11 protein-coding genes and 1 riboswitch are annotated in these 14,489 nt (G+C 71.1%); of the genes, 4 read left to right on the plus strand and 7 right to left on the minus strand.

Translation table 11 applies throughout. The features are described from left to right. Nucleotides 1-28: 28 nt before the first annotated feature. The gene (locus H7694_RS04785; RefSeq protein WP_193598405.1) at nucleotides 29-1,927 is read left to right on the plus strand and encodes an ABC transporter ATP-binding protein; all 1,899 of its coding nucleotides are present in this window, start codon (nucleotides 29-31) and stop codon (nucleotides 1,925-1,927) included. A gap of 200 nt (nucleotides 1,928-2,127) precedes the next feature. On the opposite strand, the gene H7694_RS04790 is transcribed toward H7694_RS04785, so the two are convergent. From H7694_RS04790 to H7694_RS04820, 7 genes are all read right to left on the minus strand, one after another. Further along, complete coding sequence (locus H7694_RS04790) at nucleotides 2,128-2,901, minus strand: SDR family NAD(P)-dependent oxidoreductase (RefSeq protein WP_193598406.1); 774 nt, start codon at nucleotides 2,899-2,901, stop codon at nucleotides 2,128-2,130. Nucleotides 2,902-2,905: 4 nt separating this feature from the next. Further along, entirely contained in the window at nucleotides 2,906-3,853 is a 948-nt protein-coding gene (locus H7694_RS04795; protein WP_227468292.1) for a glycosyltransferase family 2 protein, read from the minus strand. Nucleotides 3,854-3,914: 61 nt separating this feature from the next. Continuing rightward, nucleotides 3,915-5,069 carry a cysteine desulfurase family protein gene (locus H7694_RS04800; RefSeq protein ID WP_193598407.1) on the minus strand — a complete coding sequence of 385 codons (1,155 nt, stop codon included), beginning with the start codon at nucleotides 5,067-5,069 and terminating at the stop codon, nucleotides 3,915-3,917. A 6-nt stretch (nucleotides 5,070-5,075) separates the two neighbouring features. After that, entirely contained in the window at nucleotides 5,076-5,927 is an 852-nt protein-coding gene (gene nadC / locus H7694_RS04805; RefSeq protein ID WP_193598408.1) for a carboxylating nicotinate-nucleotide diphosphorylase, read from the minus strand. Further along, complete coding sequence (gene nadB / locus H7694_RS04810; protein ID WP_193598409.1) at nucleotides 5,924-7,468, minus strand: L-aspartate oxidase; 1,545 nt, start codon at nucleotides 7,466-7,468, stop codon at nucleotides 5,924-5,926. The genes nadC and nadB overlap by 4 nt, the downstream gene beginning before the upstream one ends. Then, nucleotides 7,465-8,763 carry a quinolinate synthase NadA gene (nadA, locus tag H7694_RS04815; protein ID WP_227468293.1) on the minus strand — a complete coding sequence of 433 codons (1,299 nt, stop codon included), beginning with the start codon at nucleotides 8,761-8,763 and terminating at the stop codon, nucleotides 7,465-7,467. Before nadA ends, nadB begins: the two co-directional genes overlap by 4 nt. Nucleotides 8,764-8,869: 106 nt before the next feature. After that, nucleotides 8,870-9,535: an NUDIX hydrolase gene (locus H7694_RS04820; RefSeq protein WP_413782927.1), complete on the minus strand. Its 666-nt coding sequence runs from the start codon at nucleotides 9,533-9,535 to the stop codon at nucleotides 8,870-8,872. 109 nt (nucleotides 9,536-9,644) lie between these two features. Next, nucleotides 9,645-9,740: riboswitch (glycine riboswitch) on the plus strand. A 229-nt stretch (nucleotides 9,741-9,969) separates the two neighbouring features. Here H7694_RS04820 and gcvT point away from each other — a divergent pair. The 3 genes from gcvT to gcvP are packed head-to-tail and all read left to right on the plus strand — an operon-like array spanning nucleotide 9,970 to nucleotide 14,368. Further along, a complete protein-coding gene (gene gcvT / locus H7694_RS04825) occupies nucleotides 9,970-11,076 on the plus strand; it encodes a glycine cleavage system aminomethyltransferase GcvT (RefSeq protein WP_193598412.1) in 1,107 nt (368 codons plus the stop codon). Beyond that, entirely contained in the window at nucleotides 11,073-11,468 is a 396-nt protein-coding gene (gcvH, locus tag H7694_RS04830; RefSeq protein WP_193598413.1) for a glycine cleavage system protein GcvH, read from the plus strand. Before gcvT ends, gcvH begins: the two co-directional genes overlap by 4 nt. Next, a complete protein-coding gene (gene gcvP, locus H7694_RS04835; RefSeq protein ID WP_193598414.1) occupies nucleotides 11,465-14,368 on the plus strand; it encodes an aminomethyl-transferring glycine dehydrogenase in 2,904 nt (967 codons plus the stop codon). The genes gcvH and gcvP overlap by 4 nt, the downstream gene beginning before the upstream one ends. Nucleotides 14,369-14,489: the final 121 nt, after the last annotated feature.

Here is a 14,489-nt window from a genome sequence, read left to right on the forward strand (position 1 = left end):
TGTCGGCGGATCGCACTAGCCTGAGGGGATGAGCATGGGCGGAGGCGGACGCGGCGCAGCGTTCCGTGGTGTCGACGAGGCGGCGCAGCGCCGTCTCAACGCCGAGGCGCCCCGCGTGCCGGGGTTGCGACGCCGGGTGATCGCGCTGTTCCTGCCCTACCGAGGGCGGCTCGCGCTCACCGCACTGCTCGTCGTGGTCGGCGCCGGTCTCGCCGTGATCCCGCCCCTGCTCGTGCAGCGGATCTTCGACGACGCCCTCTTCCCGCTCGACGGCGGCGGTCCGCGCATCCCCCTGCTGTCGACGCTGGTCGGCGTGATGATCGGGCTTTTCCTGCTGTCGGCTGTGCTCGGCGTCGTGCAGACCTGGCTGACCTCGACCGTGGGCAACGAGGTCACCGGCGACCTGCGCGTGAAGCTCTTCGAGCACCTGCAAGCGATGGAGCTGGCCTTCTTCACCCGCACCAAGACCGGCGTCATCCAGTCGCGACTGCAGAACGACGTCGGCGGGGTGTCGGGGGTGCTGACGAACACCGTCACGAGCATCCTGGGCAACACCGTCACCGTGGTCGCCTCGCTCGTCGCGATGATCCTCATCGACGTGCGGCTCACGCTCATCGCGATCGTGATGATGCCCATCCTCGTGCTCATCCAGCGCCGCGTCGGCCAGGTGCGCGCACGCATCGCCGGCGAGACGCAGGAGTCGCTGTCCGAGCTCACCAGCATCACCCAGGAGACGCTGAGCGTCTCGGGGATCCTGCTCTCGAAGTCGTTCAACCGGCAGCGCACCGAGTCGGTGCGCTATCAGGATGAGAACCGCAACCAGGTGCGCCTGCAGGTGCGCAGGGCGATGAGCGGACAGGGCTTCTTCGCAGTCGTGCAGGTGCTCATGTCGAGCGTCCCGGCTGTGATCTACCTGGTGGCGGGACTGTTCGTCAGCGGCGGGGCGACCGACATCACCGCCGGCGCGATCGTCGCGTTCACGACGGTGCAGGCGCGACTGCTCATGCCGCTGATGGGGCTGATGCGCGTCGCGCTCGACCTGCAGACCTCGCGGGCGCTGTTCGCCCGCATCTTCGAGTACCTCGACCTGGTGCCGCAGATCCGTGACACGCCCGATGCCATCGACGTCGCCGACGCCCCCGGGCCGCGCGGGCAGGTCGAGTTCGAGGATGTGATCTTCCGCTACCCGGATGCCGCGGACGACGCGCGCCCCACACTCGACCGCGTGTCATTCGTCGCCGAGCCGGGCAGTCATGTCGCGTTCGTCGGACCGTCGGGGGCGGGCAAGACGACCATCCTCTACCTCGCGCCGAGGCTGTACGAGGCGACCGCCGGTGCGGTGCGCTTCGCCGGTGCTGATGTGCGCGGACTGACCCAGGGGTCGATCATCGACGACATCGGCATCGTGTCGCAGGAGACCTATCTGTTCCACGCGACGGTCCGCGAGAACCTGCGCTACGCGAAGCCGGATGCCACGGATGCCGAACTCGAGGCGGCCTGCCGGGCGGCGAACATCCACCACATCATCACCGGGTTCGAGAAGGGCTACGACACCGTCGTGGGGGAGCGCGGCTACCGGCTCTCCGGCGGGGAGAAGCAGCGCATCGCGATCGCGCGCGTGCTGCTGAAGGATCCGCCGGTGCTGCTGCTCGACGAGGCCACGTCGGCGCTCGACACGGTCTCGGAGCGGGTGGTGCAGGAGGCGCTCGACGAGGCGGCGAAGGGGCGCACGGTGATCTCCATCGCGCACCGGCTGTCGACGGTGATGGGCGCGGATGCGATCCATGTGCTCGAGGGTGGACGCATCGTCGAGTCGGGCACGCACGCCGAGCTTCTCGCCGCCGACGGCCTCTACGCCCAGCTCGCCGCCCAGCAGGTCGCCGCCTCCCGCATCGACCCCCACGTCAGCGACGGCATCCCCACCTGAGCAGGGTGCTTCGACAGGCTCAGCAACCCATTCCTTCTGGGTCCCTGAGGCGCTCGAAGGGCCCCAGCATCACATTCCTGCTGGGTCCCTGGGCCTGCCGAAGGGCCTCAGCGACAGCGGCAGGGTGCTTCGACAGGCTCAGCAACCCATTCCTGCTGGGTCCCTGAGGCTCTCGAAGGGCCCCAGCAACCCATTCGTGATCAGTGCACCGACAGGCCGCCGTCGATGAACAGCGAGTGTCCGGTGACGTAACCCGACCCGGCCCCGGCGAGGAACACCGCCGCGGAAGCGAAATCCTCGGGCAGTCCGTTGCGGCCGATCATGGTGCGCGCAGCGAGCTCGGCGACCTTGGCGGCATCCTCCTGCAGGCGTGCGTTCAGCGGCGTGAGCACGAACCCCGGCACCAGGGTGTTGCTGGTGACACCAGTGCCTCCCCACGCCTCGGCCTCGGAGCGCATGAGCGACTCGACGGCTCCCTTCGACACCCCGTACACCCCGCTCGAGACGAAGGCGCGGTGCGCCTGCTGCGAGCTGATGTGGATGAGCCGCCCGTATCCGCGCTCGGCCATCCCGGGTGCGTAGCGCTGGCCGAGCAGGAACGGTGCGAGCGTGTTGACCGTGAGCGTGAGGTCCCAGTCCTGTTCGGTGATCTCCGCCATCGGCGGGCGGATGTTGATCCCGGCAGAGTTGACGAGGATGTCGGGCTCGCCGAACGGCACGACGGCCGCTTCGGCGACCTCCCGGATGCCCTCACGGGTGCTGAGATCGCCGACGACGCCGGCTGCGCGGCATCCGTCGTCCGTCAGCTCCCGCACGGTGTCGTCGATGCGCTCGCGACCGCGGGCGACGATCACGGTCGCCGCGCCGGCGCGGGCGAGCGCACCCGCGATCGCGCGGCCTATGCCGGAGGATCCGCCGGTCACGACGGCGGTGCGGCCGTGCAGCGAGAAGAGGGAGTCGAGATATCCGGTCATCGTGTCACCAGGCCAGCGCGGCGGCGAGTTCGGGGTCGGGGTTGACGTCGGCGTACTCGGGCAGCGCGCGCATGGCGGTCTCGAACTCGTCGAGGGCGGCGGAGTACGCAGGGTCGGGATGCTCGGCGGCGATGCGCCGCAGCGGAGGCAGATCCATGGCGACGATGAGGCTCAGTCGTGCCGCGACCGCCGCATCCTGTCCGGCGCCGCGCAGCACGCGGACCCCGCCGCGCAGTGCGGCGAGGTAGTCGCGCAGTACGGGCAGCCGGTCCTTTCCCTGCGTGATCGAGGTGCCTTCGGCGCGCACCCGCCAGCGCACGACGACGTCGGGGATGACGTCGAAGGTGCGCGCCTCGGTGTACATCCGCTGGGCGACGATCTGATCCTCGTAGGCGACGTTCTCGGGGAATCGCAGGTCATCCCAGACGCTCGCGCGGCTGAGTTTCGACCAGGCGACGATGTTCGCTGACGCGTCCGGATGCTCGGCGAGCGTCACACCCAGACGGCGCGGCGCGGTCGCCTGCGCCACCCAGGGCTGCACGCGGCCGACCCGGTATGCGCCGTCCACAGCACGGGAGCGCACATAGGCCCCCGCGACGAAGTCGCTGCCGGATTCCTCCAGCGTGTGCAGCCAGGCACTCAGCGCACCAGGGGTGAGCTCGTCGTCGGCGTCCAGGAAGCCGACGAAAGGCGTGTCCAGCCGGCTGAGACCGATGTTGCGGGCGGCGCCCAGCCCGCGCGCCTCGTCATGGTGCAGCACCTCGAAACGGGGGTCGGATGCCGCGGCATCCGCGAACACCGCACCGGTGTCGTCGTGCGAGCCGTCGTCGATCAGCACGGCGCGCCAGCGCTGCTCATCCTGAGCCCGGAGGGAGTCGATCGCGGCGGGGGCGTAGGCCGCGATGTCACGGCCGGGCACGATCATCGTCACGAGAGCGTCGGAGCCGGGCACGATCACGAGTCTAGAACGCGGGTGTCGCGCCGGGGCGCGTGTGACTGCGAGGCCTGCCCAGTCACGCCGCCAGCACCGCGCCGACCGAGGCGGCGACGAGTGCGGCGAGCTGAGCGGATGCTCCATCGGGAAGCGGTGCGCGGCCGAAGGTGAAGCGCACCGAGGTCTGTGCGGTCTCGGGCGGGATGCCGATGGCCAGCAGCACAGGCGAGGGCTCGTCGCTGCCCGCCGCGCATGCCGAGCCGCTCGAGGACACCACTCCGCGACGCTCGAGTTCGAGCAGCACCGCCTCGCCGCTGGTGCCCGCGAAGGTGAAGCTGGCGAGGTTCGGCAGGCGGTGATCGGGCGAGCCGGTGAGCGCGGCCTGCGGCACGGCATCCAGCACCCGTTCGATGAACTCGACCGTCGCAGCGCCGATCCGTGCGGCGAGTTGCTCGCGTTCGGCCTCGGCGAGTTCGAGGGCGGTGGCCAGGGCTACGGCACCGGCGACGTTCTCGGTGCCGCTGCGGCGGCCGCGCTCCTGTCCGCCGCCATGCAGCAGCGGCTCCAGCGGCACCCGGGAGCGCACGCCCAGGGCACCCACGCCCTTCGGCGCGCCGAGCTTGTGCCCGGCGATCGAGACGGCATCCGCCCCGAGTCCGCTCAGCGGCAGCCAGCCGGCGGACTGCACCGCATCCACGTGCACCGGCACGCCGTGCGTCCCCGCGACGGCGATGAGACCCGCCGCATCCTGCACGGTGCCGACCTCGTTGTTCGCGTGGCCGAAGCTGACCAGTGCGGGTGCGACCTGCGAGCCGTCCAGTGCGGCGGTGAGATCGTCCGGCGACACCGCCCCGTGCCCGTCGACGGGCAGCCGGGTCACCTGCACGTCATGGAAGCGGCGCAGGTGGTCGGCGGCCTCCAGGATCGACTCGTGCTCGATCGGGGTGGTGATCACCGCACGCCGCGACGGGTCGCGCTCGAGGCCGCCGAGCATGATCCCCTTGAGCGCGAGGTTGTTCGACTCGGTGCCTCCGGAGGTGAAGATCACCTCGCTCGCGCGCATCCCCAGCACCGCGGCCACCCGTCGCCGTGCGCCGTCGAGCGCCGCGGCCGCCGCCTCACCCGCAGTGTGGTGGCTCGACGGGTTGCCGAACACGTCCGTCAGGTACGGGCGCATCGCCTCGAGCACCTCCGGGCGCACGGGCGAGGTCGCGGCGTGATCGAGGTAGAGCATGCCGCGTCAGGCGATCCGCACGTCGAGCCCGAGATCCAGCGCGCGGGCCGAGTGCGTCAGCGCGCCCACCGAGATGACCCGCACCCCCGTCTCGGCGATGCCGCGCACGGTTTCGAGCGTGACCCCGCCGGAGGCCTCGGCCGTCGCACGGTCGCCGATCAGGGCGACGGCCGCGCGCAGGTCGTCGAGCGAGAAGTTGTCCAGCAGCACCGTGTCGGCACCGCCGTCGAGCACGGCCGGGATCTGGTCGAGCCGGTCGACCTCGACCACCACGTGCGTGGTGTGCGGCAGACGCGCGAGCGCGTCACGCAGCGCGGTCGCGAGATCGCGGCCGCCCTGGCGCAGCACCTCGAGGTGGTTGTCCTTGGCCATGACGGCATCCGACAGCGACCGCCGGTGGTTGCTGCCGCCGCCGCTGACGACGGCGTGGCGCTCGAACTCGCGCAGCCCCGGCGTGGTCTTGCGGGTGTCGGCGATGCGCGCACCGGTGCCGGCCACGGCATCCGCGTACGCCGCCGTGAGGGTCGTGATGCCGCTCATCCGCTGGGTGAAGTTGAGCGCCACGCGCTCGGCGGTGAGGATGCTGCGCGCCGGGCCCGACACCGAGGCGAGCGCGTCGCCCGCCTCGAAGCGGTCGCCGTCGGCTGCGTGCAGATCGACGGCGACGGCCGGATCGGTGAGGGCGAACGCGGCGGCGAAGACCTCGCCGCCGCTGAACACGCCGGGCTCGCGCGCGACGAGGTCGGCGGTCGCCTGCGCCTGCGCGGGCAGCAGCGCGGTGCTGGTGATGTCGCCCCACGGCGCGTCCTCCTCAAGGGCGGCGCGGACGACGCGATCCAGCGTGGCGGGGGTGATCATGCGGCTCCGATCAGGGCGGGGGAGAGGCGGAAGTGCGCGCCGAGCGAGTCGGTGCGGGCAAGGGCGGCGGATGCTGTCGCGCGGGCCACGATCAGCAGGTTCGCGTCCTCCTGCTCGGCGGGTGTGCGCGGTGCCGGAGCTTCCCACGCGTGCAGCGTGCGGACGGCGTCGGCGAGTCCGTCGTCGTCGCGCAGCAGCCCGACTCGCTCCCACATCAGCTGCTGCAGCGACTGACGCGAGAAGCCACGCATGCCGCCGTGCTGCTCCGCCCCGACCCGCTCTCCGCTCCCGCATGAAGTGCTCCCGTATGAGTTTGTGCCGCTGCGATCGCTCCCAGGCGGCACAAACTCATACGGGAGCGAGGTGTGGGTGAGGGAATCGGCGGCGCGGGCGCCGAAGACGGCGCCCTCGAGCAGGGAGTTCGACGCCAGCCGGTTCGCGCCGTGCACCCCGGTGCGGGCGGTCTCACCCACGGCCCAGAGCCCGGGCAGGGCGGTCCGCCCGTCGACGTCGGTGACGACGCCGCCCATCAGGTAGTGCGCGGCAGGCGAGACCGGCACCGGCTCGCGCGACCAGTCGATGCCGCGCCGGCGCAGTTCGGCGTCGATCATGGGGAAGCGGCTTGCGAGGGCTGCGGCGCCCAGGGCGGTCGCATCCAGCAACACGGGTGAGCCCTGCGCGAGCGCCTGCCTGGCCACGGCGCGGGCGACCACGTCGCGCGGCGCCAGCTCGCCGTCGGGGTGGTCGTCGAACACGAATCGCCGTCCGTCGGCATCCCGCAGCACGGCGCCGGCGCCGCGCACCGCCTCGGAGATCAGGAACGGCGAGTCGCCCGCGAGCACCGTGGGGTGGAACTGCACGAACTCCAGATCCGCCACCGGCGCTCCGGCGCGCAGCACCATCGCGATGCCGTCGCCCGTCGTGCCCGACGGATTGGTGGTGACCGGATAGAGCAGCCCCGCGCCGCCGGTGGCGAGCACGACGGCATCCGCGTCGATCGTCTCGCCACTGAGTAAACGGATGCCGACGAGACGGATGCCGTGCAGACGGATGCCGTGCACGGCATCGTCCGCGGTCACCAGGTCGGTGGCGAACGCCTGCTCGCGCACTCGCACGCGCGTGGAGTCGAGACGGGCGGTCAGCGCATCCGAGATCGCCCGGCCGGTCGCGTCGCCGCCGGCATGTGCGATGCGCGGCAGGCTGTGCGCCGCCTCGAGACCGCGTGCGATCGCGCCGTCGGCGGCACGATCGAAGGGCACGCCGGCACGGACCAGTGCGTCGATCGCCTCCGCCGCGCCGTCGACCAGCGCGGCGATCGCGAGCGGGTCGCCGTGGCCGTCACCGGCGTGCATGGTGTCGAGCGCGTGCAGCGCCGCCGAGTCACCGGGCCCGTAGGCGCCGGCGATCCCGCCCTGAGCGTGCACGGTGCTGCCCTCGCGGAGGCGTCCCTTCACGACCAGCTCGACCTCGTGGCCGAGCGCGTCGGCGCGCAGCGCCGCGGTGAGGCCCGCGACACCCGCCCCGACGATGACGACCTTCATCGCGGCTTCGCCGCCAGCATCCGGTCGAGGGCGAGGCGCGCCGGGGCGGCGACGTCGCCGGCGACCTGGATGCGGTTCTGCACGTGTCCGGCGACGAGCTCTTCGAGCACCCACGCGAGGTAGCCGGGGTGGATGCGGTACATGGTCGAGCACGGGCAGACGACCGGGTCGAGGCAGAAGATCTCGTGCTGCGGATGCTGTGCGGCCAGGCGGCGCACGAGGTTCACCTCCGTGCCGATCGCGAACGTGGTCGGCTCGATCGCACCGGCGATGGCCCGGCGGATGTAGTCGGTCGACCCGGCCTCGTCGGCGGCGTCGACGACCTCCATCGGGCATTCGGGGTGCACGATCACGCGCACCCCGGGGTGCTCGGCGCGCGCCTGGTCGATCTGGTCGACGCTGAACCTGCGGTGCACCGAGCAGAAGCCGTGCCACAGGATGACCTGGCTCTGCGCCAGCTCGTCGGCGCTCGAACCGCCCAGCGGCCGGCGCGGGTTCCACATCGGCATCCGCTCCAGCGGCACGCCCATCGCCTTGGCGGTGTTGCGGCCCAGGTGCTGGTCGGGGAAGAACAGCACGCGGCGGCCGCGCGCGAACGCCCACTCCAGCACGGTCACGGCGTTCGACGAGGTGCAGACGATTCCGCCGTGCCGTCCGACGAATCCCTTGATCGCCGCGGAGGAGTTCATGTACGTGACCGGGATGACGGGCAGCAGCCCGTCGGCATCCGGCTCATCGAGCGGGCCGAGCACCTCGGCGAGCTGCTCCCAGCAGTCCTCGACCTGGTCGATGTCGGCCATGTCGGCCATCGAGCAGCCCGCAGCCAGGTTGGGCAGGATCACCGACTGCTCGGCGCCCGAGAGCAGATCGGCGGTCTCGGCCATGAAGTGCACGCCGCAGAACACGATCGCCTCGGCGTCGGGATGCTCGAGTGCAGCGTTCGCGAGCTGGAAGGAGTCGCCCACGTAGTCGGCGTGCCGGACGACCTCTTCACGCTGATAGAAGTGGCCGAGCACGACGACCCGGTCGCCGAGGGCCTGCTTGGCGGCGCGGATGCGGTCGTGCAGCTCGTCCTCGCCGGCCTCGCGGTACTCGGCGGGCAGCTCGCCCTGGCGCGGTGCGCCGGTGGGGATGACGTCGCCCATCGACGACCCCGGGCCGTATCCCGGACGGCTGTCGAAGTCCCAGGGGCCGGCGGCGAGGTCGGTGGTGCAGGTCGATTCCGTCGAGGCGCCGCTGACGATCGCCTGCAGGGCGTGATCGACGGAGGGATCGAGCAGAGGGGTGGGGGACATCGGGCGCCGCCTTCTGGTCATTTCGACACTTAGTGTGCGGCAACAGATTATGTCGATCTGACCAGAAGTGCAATCGGGGTTACGCGCCCGACGATCGGCGGCCCGCTCAGGCGTCGGCGTTGTAGCGGTACAGCCGGGCCGGGCGATGCTTGCCGGTGCGGAACGACTCGGTCGGCACGAGCTCGTCTGAGCCCTCCAGCAGGCGGCGGAAGTTCGACGGGTCCAGGCGCCGCCCGAGCACCGCCTCGTAGACCTCGCGCAGTTCGGTGAGGGTGAACTCGTCGGGCAGAAGGCCAGCGGCGATGCGGCTGTACGCCACCTTGTTGCGCAGCCGGTCCAGGGCGTACCCGGCGATCCGGTTGTGGTCGAACGCCAGGTCGGGCAGGGCATCCGCGTCGAACCATTCGACGTTCTCGGGGGCGCCGGCGGCCGAGCGCTGGGCGTCGACGAGGTCCGAGCGCAGCAGCGCCCAGTACACGATCGAGATGGCCCGGCTGGGCGAGCGGTCGACCTCCCCGAAGGTGTACAGCTGCTCGAGATAGCTGGGCTTGAGCGCGGTGGTCTCGGCGAGGGTGCGGGATGCCGCGGCATCCAGGTCTTCCGCCGGATCCAGCCACCCGCCGGGCAGCGCCCACTGTCCCCGGTGCGGCTCGCGGGTGCGGCGCACGAGGGGCAGCATGAGACGGTCGCCGTCGGCGGCCGTGCGCAGGGAGAAGATCACGGTCGACACCGCGACGCGGATCGCGTCGTGCTCGCCTGTCGTGCCATTCACATCGATGAGCCTAGAGGAGCGCCTCGGCGGGGCCTCGGCGCACGGCGTCATCGTGCCTTCGGGGGCCGTGGCTGCCGCTATGCTGGAGGCCTAACTGAACACGGGCCCCACGACCTGCGCGGGAGAGCCCCGGTGATCGCAACCGGGCACCGAAGGAGCAAGCCTCCCCGCCAATCTCTCAGGTACCGCGTACCGCCCGGGTCGGGCCACTCTGAAAAGCGATTTCGGGCGAAGCAAGGAATCGGGTTGAGCGAGGGAGCATCAGCGACCGAGCCGGAACCCTGGTGAGCCGCACTCCGCGGGTCTCCCTTCGCTCTGAACTCCGCCGACGGTGAAAGCCCCTCACGGGCGAAACTCTCAGGCCGATGACAGAGGGGGAGTTCTCGGATAGCGTGCAGATGCACGTCATCCTTCCGATCCAACGGGAGAACTCCATGACAGAGGCTCGTTTCACTCCGCTGCGCGCGCGACATGAGGCGCTCGGCGCATCCTTCACCGACTTCGGCGGCTGGCAGATGCCGGTGCGCTACACGTCCGACCTCGCCGAGCACCACGCCGTGCGCCAGGCCGCCGGCGTCTTCGACATCTCGCACATGGCCGAGTTCACCGTCCGCGGTGCGGGCGCCGCGGCTTACCTCGACTACGCACTGGCCGGCCGCCTGTCGGCGATGAGCGTCGGCAAGGCGAAGTACTCGCTGCTGCTCGCCGAGGACGGTGGCATCATCGACGACGTCATCGTCTACCGGCTCGCCGACGACGACTTCCTGATCATCTCGAACGCGGGCAACCGCGACGCCGTCGCCGAGGCGCTGCAGGCGCGCACCGCCGGTCAGGATGCCGAGGTCGTCGACGTCTCCGACGACTACGCGCTGATCGCCGTGCAGGGCCCTGCGGCCGAGGCGATCCTCGCCGAGGTCGACGGGATCGCGGACGTCTCGATCCCGTGGCCGGAGCAGAAGTACTACTCCTGGGCGCGCGCGACGTTCGAGGGCACGCCGCTGCTGCTGGCGCGCACCGGCTACACCGGTGAGGACGGCTTCGAGCTGCTCGTGCCCGGCGCCGAAGCCGAGGCGTTGTGGGATGCCGTGCTCGCCGCCGGTGAGAAGTACGGGCTCGTCCCCGCCGGCCTCGCCGCCCGCGACACGCTGCGCCTCGAAGCCGGGATGCCGCTGTACGGTCACGAGCTCAGTCGCGAGACCAAGCCCGCACAGGCAGGACTCGGACGGGTCGTCGTCGCCGACAAGGAGCGCTTCGTCGGCAAGGACGCCGTCGCGCCCGCGGACGACGCCCGCGTGCTCGTCGGCCTCACCGCCGAGGGCCGCCGCGCCGGTCGCGCCGGCTACGCCGTGGTCGATGAGAACGGCACGGTGATCGGGGAGATCACCAGCGGCGCCCTGAGCCCGACGCTCGGCCACCCCATCGCGATGGCGTTCGTCGACCCGTCTTCCCGTGAAGAGGGGACCGCAGTATTCCTTGATGTGCGCGGGACCAGGATCCCCGCCACCGTGACCGCCCTGCCTTTCTACCGGAGGAAGAAATGACCGATCTGAACGCACTCAAGTACAGCGAAGAGCACGAGTGGGTCGCGCTCGACCCTTCGGCGGGCTCGGGGACCCAGATCGCGACGATCGGCATCACCGACTTCGCCGCCGACGCCCTCGGTGACATCGTCTTCGTCGAGCTGCCCGCGGTGGGCACCGAGCTGAGCCGCGGCGACGTGTTCGGCGAGGCCGAGTCGACCAAGTCGGTCTCGGAGCTGTACGCCCCCGTCTCGGGCACCGTCACCGAGATCAACGAGGCCGTCGTCGACGACCCGGCGCTGGTGAACTCCTCGCCGTTCGAGGGCGCCTGGCTGATCAAGGTCGAGGTCGCCGACGGCGCCACCGACGGCCTGCTCGACCGCGACGGCTATGTCGCGATCACGGGGGCATGAGAGTGACCTCATTCTCCGGCCGCCACATCGGGGTCACCGCTGAGGCGCGGCAGCACATGCTCGCCGCCCTCGGGATCGACGCCGACGCCCCCCTCAACCTCGAGCACGAGGAGCCGATCGAGGCGCTGATGCGCCAGGCCGTGCCCGCCTCGATCTACACCTCGGCCGGTGAGGACTCGGTCATCCCGGTGGCCGCCTCCGAGGCCGAGGCGCTGGCCGAGCTGCGCGCGCTGGCCGCACGCAACACCGTCAACCGCGCGATGATCGGCCTGGGCTACCACGGCACGCTCACGCCGTCGGTGATCCAGCGCAACGTACTCGAGAACCCGTCGTGGTACACCGCGTACACGCCGTACCAGCCCGAGATCTCGCAGGGCCGCCTCGAGGCGCTGATCAACTTCCAGACCATGGTCTCCGACCTCACCGGCCTGTCGACCGCCAACGCGTCGATGCTCGACGAGTCGACCGCGGTCGCCGAGGGCATGCTGCTGGCCCGCCGCGCTTCGAAGGCCGCATCGAACGTCTTCGTCGTCGACGCCGACGCGCTGCCGCAGACCAAGGCGCTGCTGCGCACCCGTGCCGACGCCGTCGGCATCGAGATCGACGAGCGCGACCTCGCAGGCGGCGCCGAGCTGCCCGACGACCTCTTCGGCGTCTTCGTGCAGTACCCCGGTGCATCCGGCCGCGTCTGGGACCCGTCCGCGGTGATCGACGCCGCGCACGTGGCCAAGGGCATCGCGGTCGTCGCCGCCGACCTGCTCGGCCTCACCCTGCTGCGCTCGCCCGGTTCGCTCGGCGCCGACGTGGCGGTGGGCACCACCCAGCGCTTCGGTGTGCCGATGGCGTTCGGCGGCCCGCACGCCGGCTACATGGCCGTCCGCGCCGGGCTCGAGCGTCAGCTGCCCGGCCGTCTCGTCGGCGTCTCTGTCGACGCGAGCGGATACCCGGCGTACCGGCTCTCGCTGCAGACCCGCGAGCAGCACATCCGCCGCGAGAAGGCGACCTCGAACATCTGCACCGCCCAGGTGCTGCTGGCCGTGATGGCATCCATGTACGCCGTCTACCACGGTCCCGACGGGCTGCGAGCCATCGCCGCCGACGTCGCCGCCAAGGCGGCGCTGCTGCGCGACTGGGTCGCCGAGGCGGGCGCCGAGGTCGTGCACGACGCGTTCTTCGACACGGTGAACGTGCGCGTCGCGGGTCGCGCGGAGGCCATCGTCCGCCGGGCGCACGACGAGGACGGCATCCTGCTGCGCCTCGTGGATGCCGACACCGTGGGCGTCTCGGTCGACGAGACCACCACGTTCACCGACCTGCACCGCATCGCGGTGCTCTTCGGCGGCAAGCAGGAGCGGGTGTTCGGATTCTTCGGCGCCGGCTCGGCCGGCGCCCTGCCCGAGGCGCTGCTGCGCGAGGACGAGTACCTCACTCACCCGGTCTTCCACGTGCACCGCTCCGAGACGGCCATGATGCGCTACCTCAAGCAGCTCGCCGACCGCGACTACGCGCTCGACCGCGGCATGATTCCGCTGGGCTCGTGCACCATGAAGCTCAACGCGGCCACCGAGATGGCGGCGATCACCTGGCCGGAGTTCGCGCAGCTGCATCCCTTCGCCCCGGTCGAGGACGTCGAGGGATCGCTCGCGATGATCGACCAGCTCGAGGCGTGGCTGGCCGAGGTCACCGGGTACGACGCGGTGTCGCTGCAGCCGAACGCCGGCTCGCAGGGCGAGCTGGCGGGCCTGCTCGCCATCCGCGGATACCACCACGCGGCAGGCGACACGCACCGTGACGTGTGCCTGATCCCGTCGTCCGCACACGGCACCAACGCGGCCTCTGCGGTGCTGGCGGGCATGAAGGTCGTCGTCGTGGCCACCGACGAGTTCGGCAACGTCGACCTCGGCGACCTGCGCGCCAAGATCGCCACGCACGCCGAGAACCTCGCCGCGCTGATGATCACCTACCCGTCCACGCACGGCGTGTACGAGGAGCAGGTGACCGACATCACCGCGGCGGTGCACGAGGCCGGCGGTCAGGTGTACGTCGACGGCGCGAACCTCAACGCGCTGCTGGGCTACGCCCGGTTCGGCGACCTGGGCGGCGACGTCTCGCACCTGAACCTGCACAAGACCTTCGCGATCCCGCACGGCGGCGGCGGACCCGGCATCGGCCCGGTGGCGGCCAAGGCGCACCTCGCACCGCACCTGCCCGGTCACCCGCAGGCGCAGAAGTCCGCGCACGCGTGCGGCCACGTGTTCGAGGGCGGCCCTGTCTCCGGAGCGCCGTACGGCTCGGCCGGCGTGCTACCGATCTCGTGGGCGTACGTGCGGATGATGGGTGCCGACGGACTGCGCGAGGCGACCGCCGCGGCCGTGCTGTCGGCGAACTACATCGCCGCGCGCCTGGCCGACCACTACCCGGTGCTGTACACCGGCGAGCAGGGCCGGGTCGCGCACGAGTGCATCCTCGACCTCCGCCCGCTCAAGGAGGCTACCGGCATCACCGTCGACGACGTCGCCAAGCGGCTCATCGACTTCGGGTTCCACGCGCCGACCATGTCGTTCCCCGTCGCGGGCACGCTCATGGTCGAGCCGACCGAGTCGGAGGACATCGGCGAGATCGATCGCTTCATCGAGGCGATGATCCTCATCAAGGCCGAGGCGGATGCCGTCGCCGCCGGCCGCTGGCCCGCGGACGACAACCCGCTGGTGAACGCGCCGCACACCGCCGCATCGCTCATCGCGGGGGAGTGGACGCATGCGTACACCCGCGAGGAGGCCGCCTACCCGGTGCGCTCGCTGGTCGCGACGAAGTACTGGCCGCCGGTGCGCCGCATCGACCAGGCCTACGGCGACCGCAACCTGGTGTGCGCCTGCCCGCCTGTGGAGGCCTTCGCCTGATCCGCCCCACCGCTTCGCCCCCGTCGCCGATCTCCGGCGCCGGGGGTGTTTCGGTTAAGGCTGAATAACAGTTGTGTCGCACTCCTGCATGTCGGAGGCATGAGATCTAGGATCGGAGCAT

The sequence above is a fragment of the Microbacterium sp. YJN-G genome (genome assembly GCF_015040615.1).
Lineage (GTDB): Bacteria > Actinomycetota > Actinomycetes > Actinomycetales > Microbacteriaceae > Microbacterium.

Excerpts from the sequence above, each read along its gene's own strand:
- nadC (WP_193598408.1), bottom strand. The coding sequence starts at position 5,927 with ATGATCACCCCCGCCACGCTGGATCGCGTCGTCCGCGCCGCCCTTGAG.
- gcvT (WP_193598412.1), top strand. The coding sequence starts at position 9,970 with ATGACAGAGGCTCGTTTCACTCCGCTGCGCGCGCGACATGAGGCGCTC.
- H7694_RS04790 (WP_193598406.1), bottom strand. The coding sequence starts at position 2,901 with ATGACCGGATATCTCGACTCCCTCTTCTCGCTGCACGGCCGCACCGCC.
- nadB (WP_193598409.1), bottom strand. The coding sequence starts at position 7,468 with ATGAAGGTCGTCATCGTCGGGGCGGGTGTCGCGGGCCTCACCGCGGCG.
- nadA (WP_227468293.1), bottom strand. The coding sequence starts at position 8,763 with ATGTCCCCCACCCCTCTGCTCGATCCCTCCGTCGATCACGCCCTGCAG.
- gcvP (WP_193598414.1), top strand. The coding sequence starts at position 11,465 with ATGAGAGTGACCTCATTCTCCGGCCGCCACATCGGGGTCACCGCTGAG.
- H7694_RS04785 (WP_193598405.1), top strand. The coding sequence starts at position 29 with ATGAGCATGGGCGGAGGCGGACGCGGCGCAGCGTTCCGTGGTGTCGAC.
- H7694_RS04800 (WP_193598407.1), bottom strand. The coding sequence starts at position 5,069 with ATGCTCTACCTCGATCACGCCGCGACCTCGCCCGTGCGCCCGGAGGTG.
- gcvH (WP_193598413.1), top strand. The coding sequence starts at position 11,073 with ATGACCGATCTGAACGCACTCAAGTACAGCGAAGAGCACGAGTGGGTC.